This is a genomic window from Ruoffia tabacinasalis (genome assembly GCF_005864045.1).
Classification (GTDB): Bacteria; Bacillota; Bacilli; order Lactobacillales; family Aerococcaceae; genus Ruoffia; species Ruoffia tabacinasalis.
Genome location: NZ_VBSP01000050.1, coordinates 1 through 15,420, shown reverse-complemented (window position 1 = coordinate 15,420; position 15,420 = coordinate 1). Strand labels below are relative to the sequence as shown.

Sequence of the window (15,420 nt, the reverse complement as noted above, 5' to 3'; positions counted from 1 at the left end):
GATGAGACTAAAAAGTTTTTCTTTAGCTTAGAAAATCGATTAAAATATTTTAATTTCGATAAAGTGATCCAAAATTGAAAAATAACGACTAGAATAACTCAATATTTAAAAGTATGAATTATTCAGGATTAGAGATACATTAAAATTTCCCTCATGCATATTTTACAACAGGTGGTATGAATTTGCCAATAAATAATGTATTATTATAATCAGATTAAAAAAAAGAGGAGTAATAATACATGAAAGTTGCAAAGTTCGGCGGAAGTTCTTTAAGTTCCGCAACTCAAATTAAAAAAGTAGCAAATATTATTAGAAATGATTCAAACATTCGCTTTGTTGTCGTCAGCGCCCCAGGTAAACGTAATGATTCGGATATTAAAATAACCGACTTACTCATTGCCCTTCATACGAATCATTCGATCGGCATATCGACGACAAGTATCGAAAATCAAATCATTGATAGATACCAACAAATCGCTGAAGATCTTGATATTGATGTAGCGATTGTTAAAGTATTCCAAGCACAATTACATGATTTACTTCAAACGATTACGAATTCAGAACGATTACTCGATGCCTTAAAATCATGTGGTGAAGACTTTAATGCCCAACTAATCAGCCAATACTTTAACAAAATCGGTTTAGAAGCAGAATATAAATCACCAGAAGCTATGGGAATCTTTGTGACCGATGAACCCGGTAATGCCCAACTTCTAAAAGAATCTTATGCCAAAATCGCTGCCCATAAGGACAGTGAGAAAGTTCTTGTGATTCCAGGCTTCTTTGGTGTATCCAAGCAAAGAGATATCGTAACTTTCTCACGTGGAGGTTCAGATATTACGGGTGCGATTATTGCACGTGGGGTTGAAGCAGACATCTATGAGAATTATACGGATCAATCACATATTTACTCAGCTCATCCAGGCATAGTAAAAAATCCTCATGCGATTAATGAAATTACTTATCGAGAAATGCGAGAGCTTGCTTATTCTGGTTTTGGTATTTTCCATGATGAGGCATTAACACCTTTATATGAAGTTCGTATTCCAATTCAGATAAAAAACACTAATGCTCCTGAAATTGTAGGGACTAAAATTGTTGTCGACCGTGGAGAGGTTAAAAAGTATCCAGTGATCGGCGTGAGTGGAGACGAAGGATTTATTTCTGTCACTATTAAACGCTACTTACTAAACCGAGAAGTTGGTTATACACGTCGTCTATTACAAATTTTTGAAGACCATGATATTAACGTTGAACATATTCCAACGGGAATTGATGATATCTCAGTTGTTATGCGCGCAAATCAATTTGATCATAATAATATACTTGAAGAACTGCTTGAAGATATTGAACAACAATTCGAACCAGAATGGATTCATGTTGAGAGAGACTTAGCTATTATTGCGATTGTTGGCGAAGGAATGCGTGATACGATTGGTATTGCAAACAAAGCAACAGCTGCCTTTGCAGATAGTAATATCAGTTTACGTATGATTAACCAAGGAGCTTCTGAGATTAGTATGTTCTTCGCTATTCCAAGTAAAGACCTTAAAAAAGCTCTAAATAATCTTTACCAAAACTACTTTGAAAAATAATTCATACAAAAATGAACCTGAATGATGGCTAGGCTTGCCCAGTCAAAATCAGGTTCATTTTTTACTTACTATTTAAGATGTTATAGGGATCGTAGACAATTTCAATATTTGAATGGGCGATGTCATTTTCTGACAGAATATGACGCACTTCGTTTTTAATTTGTTCATGCGTTTGAACAGAATCAGATGTTGTACTAATTGTCATAGACATCATATGTGCTTCGCCATCTAACGACCATAAATGGAAGTGTGACAGGCCATTAATATTATCGATGTTTTGAATTTCTTCCCGAAGTTTTTTACTATCAATATTATCTGGTACGGCTTGTAAGAATAATCTCACAACTTTCATAAATTCTGGAATGGTCTTATAAAGTATAAAGAGCGCGATTCCAATTGATAGTAGCGGATCTAAAAAGTACCAATCGGTAAAGTGTAACACAACACTCACAACTAATACTCCAACCCACCCTAAGACATCTTCAAGTAAATGAAGTGACAAGATAGATTCATTATGCGACGAGCCTTTACTAATAATCCAAGCAGAAACCCCATTGGCAATAATCGCAAAAATCGCCAATATTAACATCCCTTGATAATTTACTGGTTCAGGATTCATCAGTTTTTCACCTGAGTGAATAATCATCACGGCCGACCCTACCAAGAGCACAACACTTGTAATTAAAGCACCTAAAAGCGAATATCGTTTATAACCGTATGAAAACGTCGAGTCTGAGCCTTTTAAAGAAATCTTTTGGAAAAACCACGCAAGTCCAATGGACAAAGCATCCCCAAAGTCATGTACGGCATCGGCTAATATTGATGCACTATTAAATAACAAGCCAAAAATGGCTTCTAGAACACTAAAGACAATATTAATACCAAAGACAAGCATCATATTGCGTACCGCTTGACTGCCACTAGTAAAGTCTACATCATGACTATGGTCATGGCTATGATTATGTTCTTGTGAATGTTGATGTTCATGCTCATGATAATCAAGTGACTTTAAGCCTACTTTTTCATAGCTGAGTAATCTTTGTAAGTTCTCATAGCAAGTAATATCTTCAACTTCAATTTCTAGTTCTTCTTCATTCAGATGTATTTGTTCTTTATTTGGTAATTGCTTAATTTGATTAAATAATTTATTAGCGTGATCTTGATTACGAATGCCAACGAGTTGATATTTCATAATAAAAGCCACCTTTCATATGAATTTACTTTCATATGTATAGTATAATGTGTAGACAACAATTATTCAAGTAATATCAGTGTTGTGGATATAAAAATGGGATAATGATCGCGTCATTATCCCATCTTACATCTATTTCAATTTTTATGCTCTAACTTGCCCATTTCCTTCGACTGTGTATTTATAGCTTGTTAATGCTTCAAGGCCCATTGGTCCTCTCGCGTGTAGTTTTTGGGTACTAATCCCCATCTCGCCACCAAAACCAAAGACTTCGCCGTCTGTAAATCGAGTTGATGCATTGACATAGACAACAGCGGAATCAATATCCTTTAAGAAAGCTTGAGCTATTGAATAATTCTCTGTAATAATTGCATCCGAATGTCCTGTAGAGTATGTTTCAATATGTTGAATGGCATCATCATAATCAGATGCAACTTTGACAGCGATAATGCTATCAAGGAACTCTGTTGCATAATCCTCTTCTGTTGCTGCTTCAATTGTTGAATCAATCGCTCTCGCTTTGTCGTCTCCACGAACTTCAACTTGATATTCTTTTAAAGCTTCAACAAATTCTGGTAATGCTGTTTTGGCAATTGCTTCGTCAATCACTAATGATTCCAAGGCATTACATACAGAATTTCTTTGCGTCTTACCATTAATTAAAATGTTGCGTGCTTTTTCAATATCAGCTGCTTCATGAATATATAAGTGGCAGTTCCCTACACCCGTTTCAATCACTGGTACAGTCGCTTGTCGCATGACAGCATTGATTAAGCCTGCGCCACCACGAGGTATTAAACAATTTACATAGTCGTTTAATCGCATGAATTGACTCGCTAATTCACGTGAAGGATTCGTAATAAGTTGAACAGACTCTGTTGAAAGTTTAGTTTCTTCTAAAGCTTCTTGAAGAACGTTGACAATTGCTTGATTACTCTCTAAGGCTTCTTTCCCACCTCTTAAGATAACCGCGTTACCAGCTTTAATACATAAACCAGTCGCATCCACCGTAACGTTTGGACGAGATTCGTAAATGATACCAATAACACCTAATGGAACACGTTTTTGAGAAATTTTTAAACCATCTCGGTTTATCCATTGTTTCTCAGTCACTAAGGTTGGATCGGGTAAGGCTGCCATTTGACGAAGGCCATTCGCCATTGCTTCCACTCGTTTTTCTGTCAGTGTCAATCTTTCTAGCAAAGCATCTGTCAGTCCTTTTTCTTTTCCAAGTTCAAGGTCTTTTTGATTTGCAGTAATAATTGCCTCTTGATTCTCCACTACTGCGTCTGCCATTTTTAAAAGAGCTTCATTCTTCTCCGCTTCTGTAACATGGCGCAACGTTTTTGCTGCTGCTTTTGCATTTTTACCTAATTCAATTAATTTAGCATCCCATTGTTCAGTCATTATTAATTCTCCTTATTCTATGTATTACTTAAATAAAGTACCAATAACATCTCCTTCCAGTATTCTAAAGATAGACACCGGATCTTCACCACTTGTTATAATCATGGCTTGGTTTTGATTGAGTATTTTTTTGGCTGCTTTAAGTTTCGTAGCCATACCACCTGTCGCAAAGGCTGAACCTTTACCACTTGCCATTAACTCAATTTCATCAGTAATTTCCGCAACGTGTTCGATTAATGTAGCATCTGGATTCTCTTTTGGATTTGAATCGTATAAACCATTCACGTCACTCATTATAATGAGTAAATCCGCTTCACTGACACCTGCAACGATCGCAGAAAGTGTGTCGTTATCACCAAATTTTGTTTGATGATTTAACTCATCATCAGCAATCGCATCATTCTCGTTAATGATTGGAACAATTTTCTGCTTCAACAATGTATTCATTGTTCGCTTAACGTTGTAGTATGAGGTTTCAAACGTCACAACATCACGAGTCAGTAGAATTTGAGCTGTGTCTCGGTTGTAATATTGGAAGAAACGACTATAGTGCCCCATTAGAATACTTTGTCCAATGGCAGCCAAAGCTTGTTGTTCCTCAATCGTTTGGGGATATTCAGTTAAATCCAAATGACTTGCCCCTACTCCGACAGCTCCCGAAGTCACAATAATAACTTCTTTTCCTTCTTGGATTAATGTTGAACATACAAATGCCAATCGATCCAACTTCTTATAATCAATTTGGTTTCCCTCAAGCATAATTGAATTTGTTCCTATCTTAATCACAATTCGCTTGTAATTTTTCATAAAATCTCGACTCATACGTTACCTCTATTCTAATCATTCTCATCTAATTATAACAAATATCATGGTGAATTAATACCATTCTATTGAATTCATTCAAGTTCTTGTTTGATTTCCTCTAATAAGGCCTGACATCCTGCATAAACCTGAGTATAGGTTGTCTCAAAATCCCATGTATAGTAAGGGTCTGCAATATCTTCATCACTGCCAATAAAAGAAAGTAACTTCTTCGTTTGCCCTTTTGCTTGGCCATTTGTAAATTTTTGGATGTTCTGCATATTACTTTCGTCCATACCGATAATGTAAGTCGCTTGTTTTATATCATCTTTGTTTAGTGGTCGTGAGTACATACCACCAACTGAAATACCTTCTTGGGCCAATCGTTGTTTTGTACCTGAGTGTGTGGCATTCCCTTCTTCCCAAGAACTCGTTCCAGCAGAATCAACCGTAATTTTGTCCGTCAGTCCTTCTTCTTGAATCATCTTTCTAAAGACCGCTTCCGCCATCGGTGAGCGGCAAATATTCCCTAAACATACAAATAATACGTGTATCATGCATATCTCTCCTTAAAGTTTGTCTATAATCATTATATTGGGGCGATCGCCCAGTAATTCAGCGCATCATCAATCACTGTCTGTGCTTCAATCCCTTGAATACTAAACATTTTGTCTGGTGCATCATTCGGATCATTCAGATAGACTAATCCATCTTGATAACCTCGCATTAACATCACATGGCCACCTTGAGTAAATGTGCCTGGTCCAACTGATACGACAACTAAGTAACCATTGTCTAATAGATTCACCGCTGAGTAGAAATCATTACCTACATCCACAACTTCATAACCAAAATCTTGTCCAAAAGCTGAATAAATAGACCAAGACGTTCCTTGATTTGTCATATAGTATTCGTCTCCAGCCCAACGTGTAATTTCTTCAGGTCTGACTTTTGTGTTAGTAAAGTAACTATCTATCATTGCTAAGACAACCACAGCACAGCCATTTTCCCAAATTGTTTGTGAACCATCCGTACCATAATGTTTGTCCGCCCATCTTGGATCATTTTGGTTTAAATATGGTACATTATGCTGTCCAACATGTTGAATATCAATATAATTCGCAGGCTCTTCAGGGATAAAGACGTGCCCTAATTGTTGTAGGTCAACATCCGTTGCTTCTATATCCTCTACAATCTGGGATTGATTTTCAATTAAATAGTTTTCATTAACTTGAGCCATTGTATAGTATGGTTGGTAATTAGTTTTGGCATCTTCGGTAATAAAAATAAAAGCTAACATACTTATTCCAATGATAATTATAAGTGCAAATAACGTTAAGACTAATTTTCCCGTACCAAAAGATTTCGCCTGTCTGTTCGTTTTCCTTGCCATTGTTACCTCCATCGGTTTATTTGTTTCTAATATATCAATGCTAATAATTGCGGGCATCAGCATATGGTCTGATATTTAGAAAAAGCTGTAGGAATTGCTTTGAACAATTCTTACAGCTTTAAACCTACTATCTATTGTTTAGCTAAATAAATAATTATATTGCATATCTTGACGTATCGCTTCACCGTCACCGCCAAGTAAATCAACTAAAGTATAACCAAATTCAAGGGCTACCCCCGCACCACGTGCAGTGACAATATTGCCATCTACAATTACGACAGCTTCTTTTTGATCAAAACCACTTGTCAGTTGATCTTCAAATCCTGGGAAGTGGGTAAATTTCTTACCGTCTAAGAGATTTGCCTTTTCTAATACAATGGGTGCCGCACAAATTGCTGCAATCTGTTGTTGGTCTTGATTGGCTTGTTGAAGAGACTTGATAACAAGTTCATTGTCACGTAGATTTTTCGCCCCTGGCATCCCACCTGGTAGCATAATTAAATTATAACCTTTTATAGGCTCTTCCAGAATGTGATCCGCTTTAATAATAATATTATGCGCTCCCGTTACTTCTTCTGTTAATCCATAAATATCAACTTCAAATTTCGCTCGGCGTAAAATATCTATCGGTGCAACTGCCTCAACTTCTTCGAAACCATTAGCTAAAATTACTGCAACTTTCTTCATTTATAACGCCTCCTATGTTAATTATTATAAAATAATTCAAAGACTTAATCTAATTATCTACTCAATTTAGTATTCTAATTCAGTTTGACCAAGTGCTAATGTCTTAGTATTCGGGATCAGACGAACTGCATTCTCATCTCGCCCTTGGACTACAAAATTCGCATCATCACTTTGATACTGCTTCTTTGCAATCTGTTTCAAGTCTTTAGTCTTATCTTGATTTAAACAATTAAAGATCACATTTAACGATACATCTTTTAATTCTGTCATCATATGATAATCCCCCATGCTGTCACCAAATAAAGCGATAGGTTGGCGGTTCTCATGCTTAGGAGCAATTAAATTCATTATCGCCTCTGTCTTACCGTCTTTTTTCGTAATCGGCGCCCCAGCAGTCATATAAGCTTTGATCTTACCTTCAGCGTCTAAATCATAATTCATTCCAATGACTTGCTCTTTTGGCACTTTGAATTGATATTCACTTGCTGCTGTTCTGACAACATCAACCGGACTCGCACTCACGACATAAGTCACAATACCATTCGCTTGAAAGGCTTCATATAAAGCAATTAATTCTTCTGGATAGATCAAACCACTTTGGAATTCACTACTGATTTGACCTGCTTTACCTAAAAACTCTTTAGGTGTTGAATAAATATGTTTCTCAGCTTTTTTATTCGTTGCTTCTTTTAGCATATCTTTTGTTAAGATTGCTAACTCTTCAGGAGCGTAGCCTTTAAACCAATAAGTGAGCCAAGGTTTGCCTGCTTGACGAGTAAATTTACCATTCACATTGACATAATAGTAGCGAAGTTTTGCTTGGAAAGCTTTGTATTGACCAGTTTCTTTGATAGCTTCTAAGCTAAGTCGTTCGCCCTTATCTTTATTAATGTAGTGCTCCCACAGCCAAGTGTAGCTTTGAATAATATCTATCGCTAACTTTCTTGGGGTAGTGTGTTCAAGTGCCTCATCTAAGTTAGTATCCATATCAAATATGTCAGTGATAATTATTTGTTCAAACTCTTCGGGAGTCATTTTATATAATAAGTGATCTAGCATGTAGATCATTAAATTATCTTCTACATCGCCAATAATACTTGTATTATCAAAGTCAAAAACAACATAGGGTTTCGTTTTAAAATTTGATGATTCACTTGTTTTAAATTGGTCAATTAACTGGTTTAATCTGTTGTATACATATGGTTCCCATTGATGTTCTTGAAAGTAATATGTCATATTCTACTTTACCCCTTTTGATATTTTATTTGCCTTTAAAGCTAGCCTCTTTGAAAAATAACGATACCGATAATCATTATTATCATACCAAAGACTTTGCCGGATGTTAATTCAATCATTTCTACGTTAAACCAACCATTCGTATTAATGATGAGCGCAATTAACAACTGTGCAACCATTAATATCATGAAGGAATAAACGGGCCCTAAACTCATCATTCCCTGTGCAGCAACGTATACAATTAATACACCAAAGATACCACTTAAGTAATACATCTTGTTTACTGAAAGTAACTCTTCCACACTACCGTCTCGAACAAACATAACAATTAACAAACCTGCTAAAAATCCAACTCCGTGAACAACGGTTGTCATTGTCCAAGAACCCGTCTTAGCGCTAATATTCGTATTAAAGATACTTTGTAAAGCAATTAAGATTCCCGCAAATAATGAATAAAATATACCTTGAATCATTAGTCGACCTCCACATTGAATTTCTTACATCATAACCAATTTTCAAGCTAATTGATATAAAAACCAGTTTATTCACATTACTAGTGAATCACTTCCAAGTATCATATAATAATAATTGAATACATACTTAACAATTCTATTAGGAGGTTAAACAAATGGTACAATTACAACATAAAAATACGCTACTGTTTATCGGTGATAGCATTACGGATGCTGGGCGTGGTGAATACTTCGGTGCGAATTTAGGGCAAGGTTATGTCAATATGATTGCCGGACAGTTATATCGTCAATATATTCCCCTTCAATTAAATATCTTAAATCAAGGGGTTGGTGGTGATAAATTGACCGATTTATTTACTCGTTGGCAAGTGGACTGCCTTGATTTAAATCCAGATATAGTAACGATTCAAATTGGAATTAATGATATATGGCACCGTTTGTCTGCTGGTATTCCCTATACAGAAACAATTCTCGAACAATATAAAGAGAATTATCGATATTTATTAAAGACATTGACTGAACGAGAGGTTCAAATTATTTTAGTCGAACCTTATGTATTACCATACCCTGAGGACCGCTTAGATTGGCGTCCCTATGTCGATATAATGAAAGAAGTAATTGCAGACTTAGCCGAAGAATACGGCGCAACGTTAGTGAAGTTAGACGACGCCTTAAATCAAGCTGGAGAAAACTTAGGTTATGAGACAATAACTGGTGCTGATGGGGTTCACCCGACAAGTCTAGGTCATGCCTTTATCGCAGATCAATGGTTAAGACATACTGGTTTATAAAATCCAAAAATACACCCGTAACTGAGGACGAATGTCACTGCCTCTTTCACGGGTGTTTTTATTTGTTTGTGAGATTAACTTTCTGATGCTTCTGTTTGGGCGAGTGTCCATTCATTGACACGTAGATTTAATTCCGCAATGAACATATCTGCATATAAATCATCACTTACCATAACAACTAAAGAATAAATCGGTTCATCGTCTTGATAGAAAATACCACTATCATTTAACATGTTCTCATAACGACCATACTTTGTCGCCATGTCATTAACAAATAATGAAAATAATTGTTTTGGTGATGTCTGCATCATTAAATCACGAACATGAGCGTAAGTATCGTCAGTCGCAATCTTTTGTAGAGACAGGTTCATCATGTAAGCTGAACCGTAATTATCATAGTAATAAACTTCTGGTACTTCATAAAAATCAACAAAGTCTAAAAGTCCTGTTCGGAAACTTCCAAAGTTATTTACGTAATAATAATAAAGAATGAGCGAAGCTGTATTATCAGAGTAAACAATAGCTTGATATGCCAGATCATCTAAACGGTAATAGGCTTGTTTAGGATTTGCGGTAATCTCGCCTGCCCCATCTTGGTAATATTCTTCACTATATGGTAATTCTGAATCCCAAGTTAAGTAGCCTTGGTTAATTAAGTCAATAAACATCGCAACCATCGGTACTTTATACATACTTGCGACAATAAATTGCTCATCTTCATTTAAATAATACGCATCATCCGTTTGTAAATTTGTATAAGCTAAACCAATTTGTGACGCATCTAAACCATATTTGGCTAATAATTCATACACAATATCCTCTAAAGATTCATATTCAGAATACGCAAGCGGCTCCATATCTAAATTTTCCATCGCTTCATAATCATAAATGTCGCTCTCTTCAGATTCATCTTTTTCTTCTGTAGCTTCTGATTCAGATAAGTCTGAACTCGAAGCCTCTTCAGCTTGAATTACAGGTAAAGTGATTTGTGTCATTAATAATGCACACATCATCCACAAAATTATATTTAGTTTGTTTTTCATTTTCATCTGTTATTTCCTTTCTATAGACAACAAGATTATTATAGCAGTCTACTCAGAAAAAAACATTGAAAATTGCATGACTAATTCATTTATTTATTAAGTATATTTATTCAGAAATATTATGGATCAATCCTTCAAATAAAGGAATATCTTTATAGATGATCCCGTAAGCAAAGGGGCGGTCCACTTTTAATTCAATCGGTTCTTCTTCAACCGGCGCCATCGTTGTTTCAATATTTATTTCTGTGACTGCCGCTGCACTTGTTCCTTCTTCATCCAGAACAAGTTCAATGCGTTGAAGAATTTGACTCAAAGCAGTTTCTTCTTGAGTAGTGAAAAAGTCGGTCTCACCCAAGTCTTCTTTAAAATTACTTAAGTCGAAAGCATCTAACGAGTTCGTTAAATCAAAGGAACCACTGCTTTCAAATTTCGGTAAAGTTAAAGCGATTGTCTTGTTATTAATTTCTTCCTCTTGTTCTAATACCGATTGATACGCTTCCCACATGCTTTCATCATCTGCCGCTTCATCAGGAATGACGATTAATAAGTTAGCTTGGTTACGATACGGAAGTAAGATAGCTTGGAAGCCGTCTCCTTCTAAGTAAGGAATACTTTCTTCCAAATGCATCATTGGAACAACTGTTTCATCATCGCGACCGTAAAAAGTTTCGTCTGTATTTAATTCTTCGTTAAACACATTTAACCAATTGCTCTTGAAATACAGTAAATTCATCATGACTATTTGTAAATAATCATTGGATGTCATCTCAGCGATACGTGCTTCACTATAATACGGATCAATCAGACCTTCCGTTAATTCAGCAATATCTTCATTCAATGACTCGTAGGTTGATGAATCTTGAAAATCAACTCGACTCGCTTCAGTCGCTAAATCTTTTGTATCTTCCAAATAAGTCGAATTCCATTTTAAATCTTCCCGACCTAAAAGATACGTTTTCGTATCAAAGATTGGTTCATCACCTTCGGTCGCTTCCTTTATAAAACTTGCCATCGAGGCAACATACTCATCTCGGTCCATCCCCTCTGGAATTAGAACTTCACTGAGTCGTTCTTTTTCTGATCCGGTTAAACCTGGTTCTAAGGTGAGTAAGGCTAAGTAATACGATAAGGGTGAGTAAAGCGCATTCTCTTCCACTTCCTCTGATACTAAGGGTCTAAGTTCCTGGGAAAAGTCTTGAATTTGTTGGGCTAAGTTTCCTTCAAAATCTCCTTCCACTTGTTCAGATGCCGAGACTAATCTCGGTGTCATCGTTGATACAGCGAGGATTACAACTAATAAATATTTACATAATTGAGATACCCTCTTTAATAAATTAAACATATCAAACTCCTTTCATAATTTGTACAGTGTGACTTATTTCAGTATAAAGAAATTTGCATCACAGTCACTGAATATCACTCCTCAGTCATTGGAGTCAGTTCGCCGTCTTCTACTACTAACAACATTGTGCCGCCTTCTGAAATTGATGGAATCATCAATTCAATGCTTGCTTCTCCCGATTCAATTGCCTCCGCAGTATAGGTGAGGTCACTATAATAATCAGTTATTGCTGCATCTTCTGATGATACGGGTAAGTTTATTGTGTGTGAATCTTCAGATAAGTTAAAGATAATATAAACTTGTTCCCCTTCAAGCTCTCTAGTCACGATTGTCCATTGATCTTCTAATGACTGACCATAAACTTCTCTAGAACCACGAGCTAACAATTCAGAATTTGCACGACGGAATTGAAGTAATTTCTTATAGTGCGTTAAGATATCATTGTCTTCCGTTTGGTCCCATGCTAAATCATACCGATTGTCATACACCGGCCAATTATTGGCTCCCGTCTGACCTAATTCTTCCCCGTAGTAAATGACTGGTTGCCCTTTAGCAGTCATTTGTAATGTGACTGCCACTTTATATTTATCTTCATTGCCGTTTATCATATATAAAAAACCGGTCTCATCATGACTACTTAGAAATTGCCCAGTCGGACTCGCACTTGTCATTGCACCATTTCGGCGTTCTAGACGAGAGTTTACACCTCTAAAGTCACCATTAATGAAATCTCTAGCGTAGTTTTTAAATTCGAAATCTAAGACACTATCCATCATTCCGGAATTCAAATACCCTTTCGGACTTGTGGCACTTGCTCCCCATACTTCACCGATTAATTGGAAGTCTGAATCAATTGCTGTGAGTTCATTTCTAAAGTGTTGCCAAGCCTTATTATCAACATGAATCACTGTGTCTACTCTAAAGCTAGAAATCGAGTTACCAGCAGGTGTGGTTGATAAATCTAGCCAAGCTGTCTGCCAATCAACTAGTTGTTCATAGACGTCTTGTTCTTTTGTCGTAAAGTCAGGCAAACCAGATAATTCTTGAGTCAGTGAATCCATACCTGGGGAATCACGCAACATCCCCTCAAACACTTCTCGATCTTCCTCTGTTGGGTAGCCTTCGGGCGCATTATCGACATCACTATCTTTACTGTGCATGCCATAACCTGCATGATTTAAGACAACATCGACCATAATTTTTATATCTTTTTCAGCTGCTGTATCAATTAATTCATGAAACTCTTCCAACGTACCAAAATGCGGATTCAATTCTTCATAGTTTTGTGCCCAATAACCATGGTAGCCATAAAATGCCCCATCATTCGTCCCTGAAGATACATCATAAGCGATATTCGATACAATCGGTGATATCCAAATCGTCGTAATACCTAACTCATCTAAATAATCAATCTGTTCAGTAATCCCTTTAAAATCCCCACCCTGATAAACACCTCGTTGATTATCTGCTTCTTCGTATGCTAAATTCCATGGATTATTATTGGACTCATCGCCATCTTTAAAGCGATCTGTCAGCATAAAGTAAATAATTTCTTCATCCCAATCCAGTTCTCCTTCTTCTTTCTCTCTCGGAAGAATCGTCACGGTTGTTTCAGTTTGATATTCTTGTTCTTCTGAATCCCACCAAGTAATCGGAATCGAATAGTCACCCGGTTCCACATCATGTGTGACTGATAAGGTCACTTTTAATAATTCAGGTGAGATGTTTAATTGGCTAGAGCCTCCTAATTGTGAGACATCCGCAACAATTTGTTCAATTTGTACTCCCTCTTCGACATCCAATTCGAGTATGGCATGTTGGTTATAATGAAAAGGCTGGCTCACATTGGCTGTGACGACATCCGATTCGACACTCGTTTCGACGGCCTCTGCCATGACATATTGAGTGTTACTAACTGTGACTGGTTGATACATTAAACTAAGTAAACTGAGTGCTAGAGCAGCTTTGAATTGTAATTTCATATGTGTCTCCTTTTTATTTAAGCGTTTACAAATAAGTATAGCAATACTTTCATCATTCGCCAATAATATCTATAAAAAAAGGCTGAGTTTTTCACTCAGTTTAAATACTTATACGATTGATTTTTTTGAAAGTTATAAAGAAAAAACTGGTGAAAAAGAATGAGTACAAACCAACTGTCGGCATACACAGTATTCCCCTTTTGAAACCACATATAACTTGGCTACATTAAGATAAGGAATTTACCGATGATCATCCAAGCAATTGGCAGTGGGTACGTTGCTTTCGGTGCGAAAAAGGCTCCCCAAATAATAATGATGAAACCCACAGATACGGTGGTTCCAAGTATTCGTAACCACCTTTGTGAGAAGAAGCTTGCGCCAAAATAGCCGAAACTAATTAAAGCAACAATTTCAATGATTAAAGCCAAAACTGCATGCAGACCTTGTAAAAGCTTCATCTTTTTCGCCTTCTTATTTTTTTATTTTTCTTAGTCAAACTCTTCGTATTCTCTAGGATCTTGCCCTTCAACTAAACCTTCTTTTCCTTTGTCTAATTGATTAATTAATTCCATCTCTTCTTGGGTTAATTCAAAGTCAAAAACATCAATATTCTCAATCTGATGTTCCAGTTGCCCTGATTTTACATTGACTAAGATACCTGTTTGAATATTCCAGCGAATAATTACTTGTGCGATTGATTTGTCGTGTTCTCTAGCAATCTCAGCTAATACTTTATTCTCTAATAAGTCATTTAACTCACGTCCAAGTGGACTCCATGCTTCCGTAAGTATCCCTCGATCTTTATTCGCTTGATGTAAATCTAAATTATTGAAATAGGGATGGCGTTCAATTTGGTTCGTTACTGATGTCACACCAGTGGCTTCAATAATACGGTCTAAGTGTTCTGGTAAGAAGTTAGACACACCTATGGTCTTAATTAAACCAAATTTCTGAGCATCAACTAATGCCTGCCAAGCTTCAACATAATTATCACGTTTTGGTAGTGGCCAATGTATTAAATATTTATCAAAATAATCAATGCCTATCCGATACAATGATTCTTGTATCGCATCAATCGCTTTATCATATTCATGATTAGCTCCTGGTAGTTTAGATGAGACTTGAATGTGCTCTCTAGGAATATTTAATTCACGAATGGCTTTCCCAACAGCCCCTTCATTATTGTAATTCGTCGATGTGTCGATTAACTCATAACCATTTCTGAGTGCTGTCTTAATCGACTGAACGCCTTTTGCTCCTTTGAGGCCAACTGTTCCTAAAGCAATCTTAGGAAAATTATTTCCGTCATTTACATTATAGAATTCCATTTAAACCTCTCCTTTTCTTATATTTTGATTTGTCAAATTAAGCTAGACAAAACAGCTTCATCTAAGTAACTCAAAAATACTTCCAACGGTGTTTGGTAGTGCAAGGATTTCCGTGGAATCGTGTTCCGTTTGTGTGCAATCGATGACACA

At 36.4% G+C, this 15,420-nt stretch carries 15 protein-coding genes and 1 pseudogene; 2 read left to right on the top strand and 14 right to left on the bottom strand.

Annotation, left to right across the window (positions count from 1 at the left end):
• Window positions 1-239 precede the first annotated feature (239 nt).
• Entirely contained in the window at window positions 240-1,595 is a 1,356-nt protein-coding gene (locus FEZ33_RS10420) for an aspartate kinase (RefSeq protein WP_138405327.1), read from the top strand.
• 61 nt (window positions 1,596-1,656) lie between these two features.
• Here FEZ33_RS10420 and FEZ33_RS10415 read toward each other — a convergent pair whose 3' ends face one another.
• The 8 genes from FEZ33_RS10415 to FEZ33_RS10380 all read right to left on the bottom strand — a co-directional run bounded on the left by FEZ33_RS10415 (window position 1,657) and on the right by FEZ33_RS10380 (window position 8,784).
• Window positions 1,657-2,787 (bottom strand): cation diffusion facilitator family transporter, encoded by a 1,131-nt coding sequence (locus FEZ33_RS10415; protein ID WP_138405326.1) that lies wholly within the window; start codon window positions 2,785-2,787, stop codon window positions 1,657-1,659.
• Between the two features lie 144 nt (window positions 2,788-2,931).
• Window positions 2,932-4,194, bottom strand: coding sequence for a glutamate-5-semialdehyde dehydrogenase (locus FEZ33_RS10410; RefSeq protein WP_138405325.1), 1,263 nt, complete (start codon window positions 4,192-4,194; stop codon window positions 2,932-2,934).
• A 24-nt stretch (window positions 4,195-4,218) separates the two neighbouring features.
• Window positions 4,219-5,016, bottom strand: a complete 798-nt coding sequence (gene proB, locus FEZ33_RS10405) for a glutamate 5-kinase (protein WP_138405324.1) — start codon at window positions 5,014-5,016, stop codon at window positions 4,219-4,221.
• Between the two features lie 74 nt (window positions 5,017-5,090).
• Window positions 5,091-5,552: a low molecular weight protein-tyrosine-phosphatase gene (locus FEZ33_RS10400; RefSeq protein WP_138405323.1), complete on the bottom strand. Its 462-nt coding sequence runs from the start codon at window positions 5,550-5,552 to the stop codon at window positions 5,091-5,093.
• 32 nt (window positions 5,553-5,584) lie between these two features.
• Complete coding sequence (locus FEZ33_RS10395; RefSeq protein ID WP_171031371.1) at window positions 5,585-6,388, bottom strand: C39 family peptidase; 804 nt, start codon at window positions 6,386-6,388, stop codon at window positions 5,585-5,587.
• Between the two features lie 138 nt (window positions 6,389-6,526).
• Window positions 6,527-7,075: a DJ-1 family glyoxalase III gene (locus FEZ33_RS10390; RefSeq protein ID WP_138405321.1), complete on the bottom strand. Its 549-nt coding sequence runs from the start codon at window positions 7,073-7,075 to the stop codon at window positions 6,527-6,529.
• A 66-nt stretch (window positions 7,076-7,141) separates the two neighbouring features.
• Window positions 7,142-8,311 (bottom strand): haloacid dehalogenase-like hydrolase, encoded by a 1,170-nt coding sequence (locus FEZ33_RS10385; RefSeq protein WP_138405320.1) that lies wholly within the window; start codon window positions 8,309-8,311, stop codon window positions 7,142-7,144.
• A 41-nt stretch (window positions 8,312-8,352) separates the two neighbouring features.
• Window positions 8,353-8,784, bottom strand: a complete 432-nt coding sequence (locus FEZ33_RS10380) for a DMT family transporter (protein WP_138405319.1) — start codon at window positions 8,782-8,784, stop codon at window positions 8,353-8,355.
• 155 nt (window positions 8,785-8,939) lie between these two features.
• On the opposite strand from FEZ33_RS10380, the gene FEZ33_RS10375 reads away from it, so the two are divergent.
• On the top strand, window positions 8,940-9,575 hold the full coding sequence (locus tag FEZ33_RS10375) for an SGNH/GDSL hydrolase family protein (RefSeq protein ID WP_138405318.1): 636 nt from the start codon (window positions 8,940-8,942) through the stop codon (window positions 9,573-9,575).
• Window positions 9,576-9,649: 74 nt separating this feature from the next.
• Here FEZ33_RS10375 and FEZ33_RS10370 read toward each other — a convergent pair whose 3' ends face one another.
• From FEZ33_RS10370 to FEZ33_RS10345, 6 genes and pseudogenes are all read right to left on the bottom strand, one after another.
• Window positions 9,650-10,570 (bottom strand): serine hydrolase, encoded by a 921-nt coding sequence (locus FEZ33_RS10370; protein ID WP_171031370.1) that lies wholly within the window; start codon window positions 10,568-10,570, stop codon window positions 9,650-9,652.
• A gap of 154 nt (window positions 10,571-10,724) precedes the next feature.
• Window positions 10,725-11,960 carry a serpin family protein gene (locus FEZ33_RS10365; RefSeq protein WP_138405316.1) on the bottom strand — a complete coding sequence of 412 codons (1,236 nt, stop codon included), beginning with the start codon at window positions 11,958-11,960 and terminating at the stop codon, window positions 10,725-10,727.
• A gap of 74 nt (window positions 11,961-12,034) precedes the next feature.
• Entirely contained in the window at window positions 12,035-13,942 is a 1,908-nt protein-coding gene (locus FEZ33_RS10360; RefSeq protein WP_138405315.1) for an alpha-amylase family glycosyl hydrolase, read from the bottom strand.
• Window positions 13,943-14,163: 221 nt separating this feature from the next.
• The gene (locus FEZ33_RS10355; protein ID WP_138405314.1) at window positions 14,164-14,400 is read right to left on the bottom strand and encodes a DUF2568 domain-containing protein; all 237 of its coding nucleotides are present in this window, start codon (window positions 14,398-14,400) and stop codon (window positions 14,164-14,166) included.
• 30 nt (window positions 14,401-14,430) lie between these two features.
• Window positions 14,431-15,270 carry an aldo/keto reductase gene (locus tag FEZ33_RS10350; RefSeq protein ID WP_138405313.1) on the bottom strand — a complete coding sequence of 280 codons (840 nt, stop codon included), beginning with the start codon at window positions 15,268-15,270 and terminating at the stop codon, window positions 14,431-14,433.
• Window positions 15,271-15,302: 32 nt separating this feature from the next.
• Window positions 15,303-15,420 (bottom strand): annotated as a pseudogene (locus FEZ33_RS10345) (IS30 family transposase); the annotation flags it as partial.

Bases quoted from the DNA above. Each gene is read 5' to 3' on its own strand.
- FEZ33_RS10420 (WP_138405327.1), top strand. From the start codon at position 240: ATGAAAGTTGCAAAGTTCGGCGGAAGTTCTTTAAGTTCCGCAACTCAA.
- FEZ33_RS10415 (WP_138405326.1), bottom strand. From the start codon at position 2,787: ATGAAATATCAACTCGTTGGCATTCGTAATCAAGATCACGCTAATAAA.
- FEZ33_RS10410 (WP_138405325.1), bottom strand. From the start codon at position 4,194: ATGACTGAACAATGGGATGCTAAATTAATTGAATTAGGTAAAAATGCA.
- proB (WP_138405324.1), bottom strand. From the start codon at position 5,016: ATGAGTCGAGATTTTATGAAAAATTACAAGCGAATTGTGATTAAGATA.
- FEZ33_RS10400 (WP_138405323.1), bottom strand. From the start codon at position 5,552: ATGATACACGTATTATTTGTATGTTTAGGGAATATTTGCCGCTCACCG.
- FEZ33_RS10395 (WP_171031371.1), bottom strand. From the start codon at position 6,388: ATGGCAAGGAAAACGAACAGACAGGCGAAATCTTTTGGTACGGGAAAA.
- FEZ33_RS10390 (WP_138405321.1), bottom strand. From the start codon at position 7,075: ATGAAGAAAGTTGCAGTAATTTTAGCTAATGGTTTCGAAGAAGTTGAG.
- FEZ33_RS10385 (WP_138405320.1), bottom strand. From the start codon at position 8,311: ATGACATATTACTTTCAAGAACATCAATGGGAACCATATGTATACAAC.
- FEZ33_RS10380 (WP_138405319.1), bottom strand. From the start codon at position 8,784: ATGATTCAAGGTATATTTTATTCATTATTTGCGGGAATCTTAATTGCT.
- FEZ33_RS10375 (WP_138405318.1), top strand. From the start codon at position 8,940: ATGGTACAATTACAACATAAAAATACGCTACTGTTTATCGGTGATAGC.
- FEZ33_RS10370 (WP_171031370.1), bottom strand. From the start codon at position 10,570: ATGACACAAATCACTTTACCTGTAATTCAAGCTGAAGAGGCTTCGAGT.
- FEZ33_RS10365 (WP_138405316.1), bottom strand. From the start codon at position 11,960: ATGTTTAATTTATTAAAGAGGGTATCTCAATTATGTAAATATTTATTA.
- FEZ33_RS10360 (WP_138405315.1), bottom strand. From the start codon at position 13,942: ATGAAATTACAATTCAAAGCTGCTCTAGCACTCAGTTTACTTAGTTTA.
- FEZ33_RS10355 (WP_138405314.1), bottom strand. From the start codon at position 14,400: ATGAAGCTTTTACAAGGTCTGCATGCAGTTTTGGCTTTAATCATTGAA.
- FEZ33_RS10350 (WP_138405313.1), bottom strand. From the start codon at position 15,270: ATGGAATTCTATAATGTAAATGACGGAAATAATTTTCCTAAGATTGCT.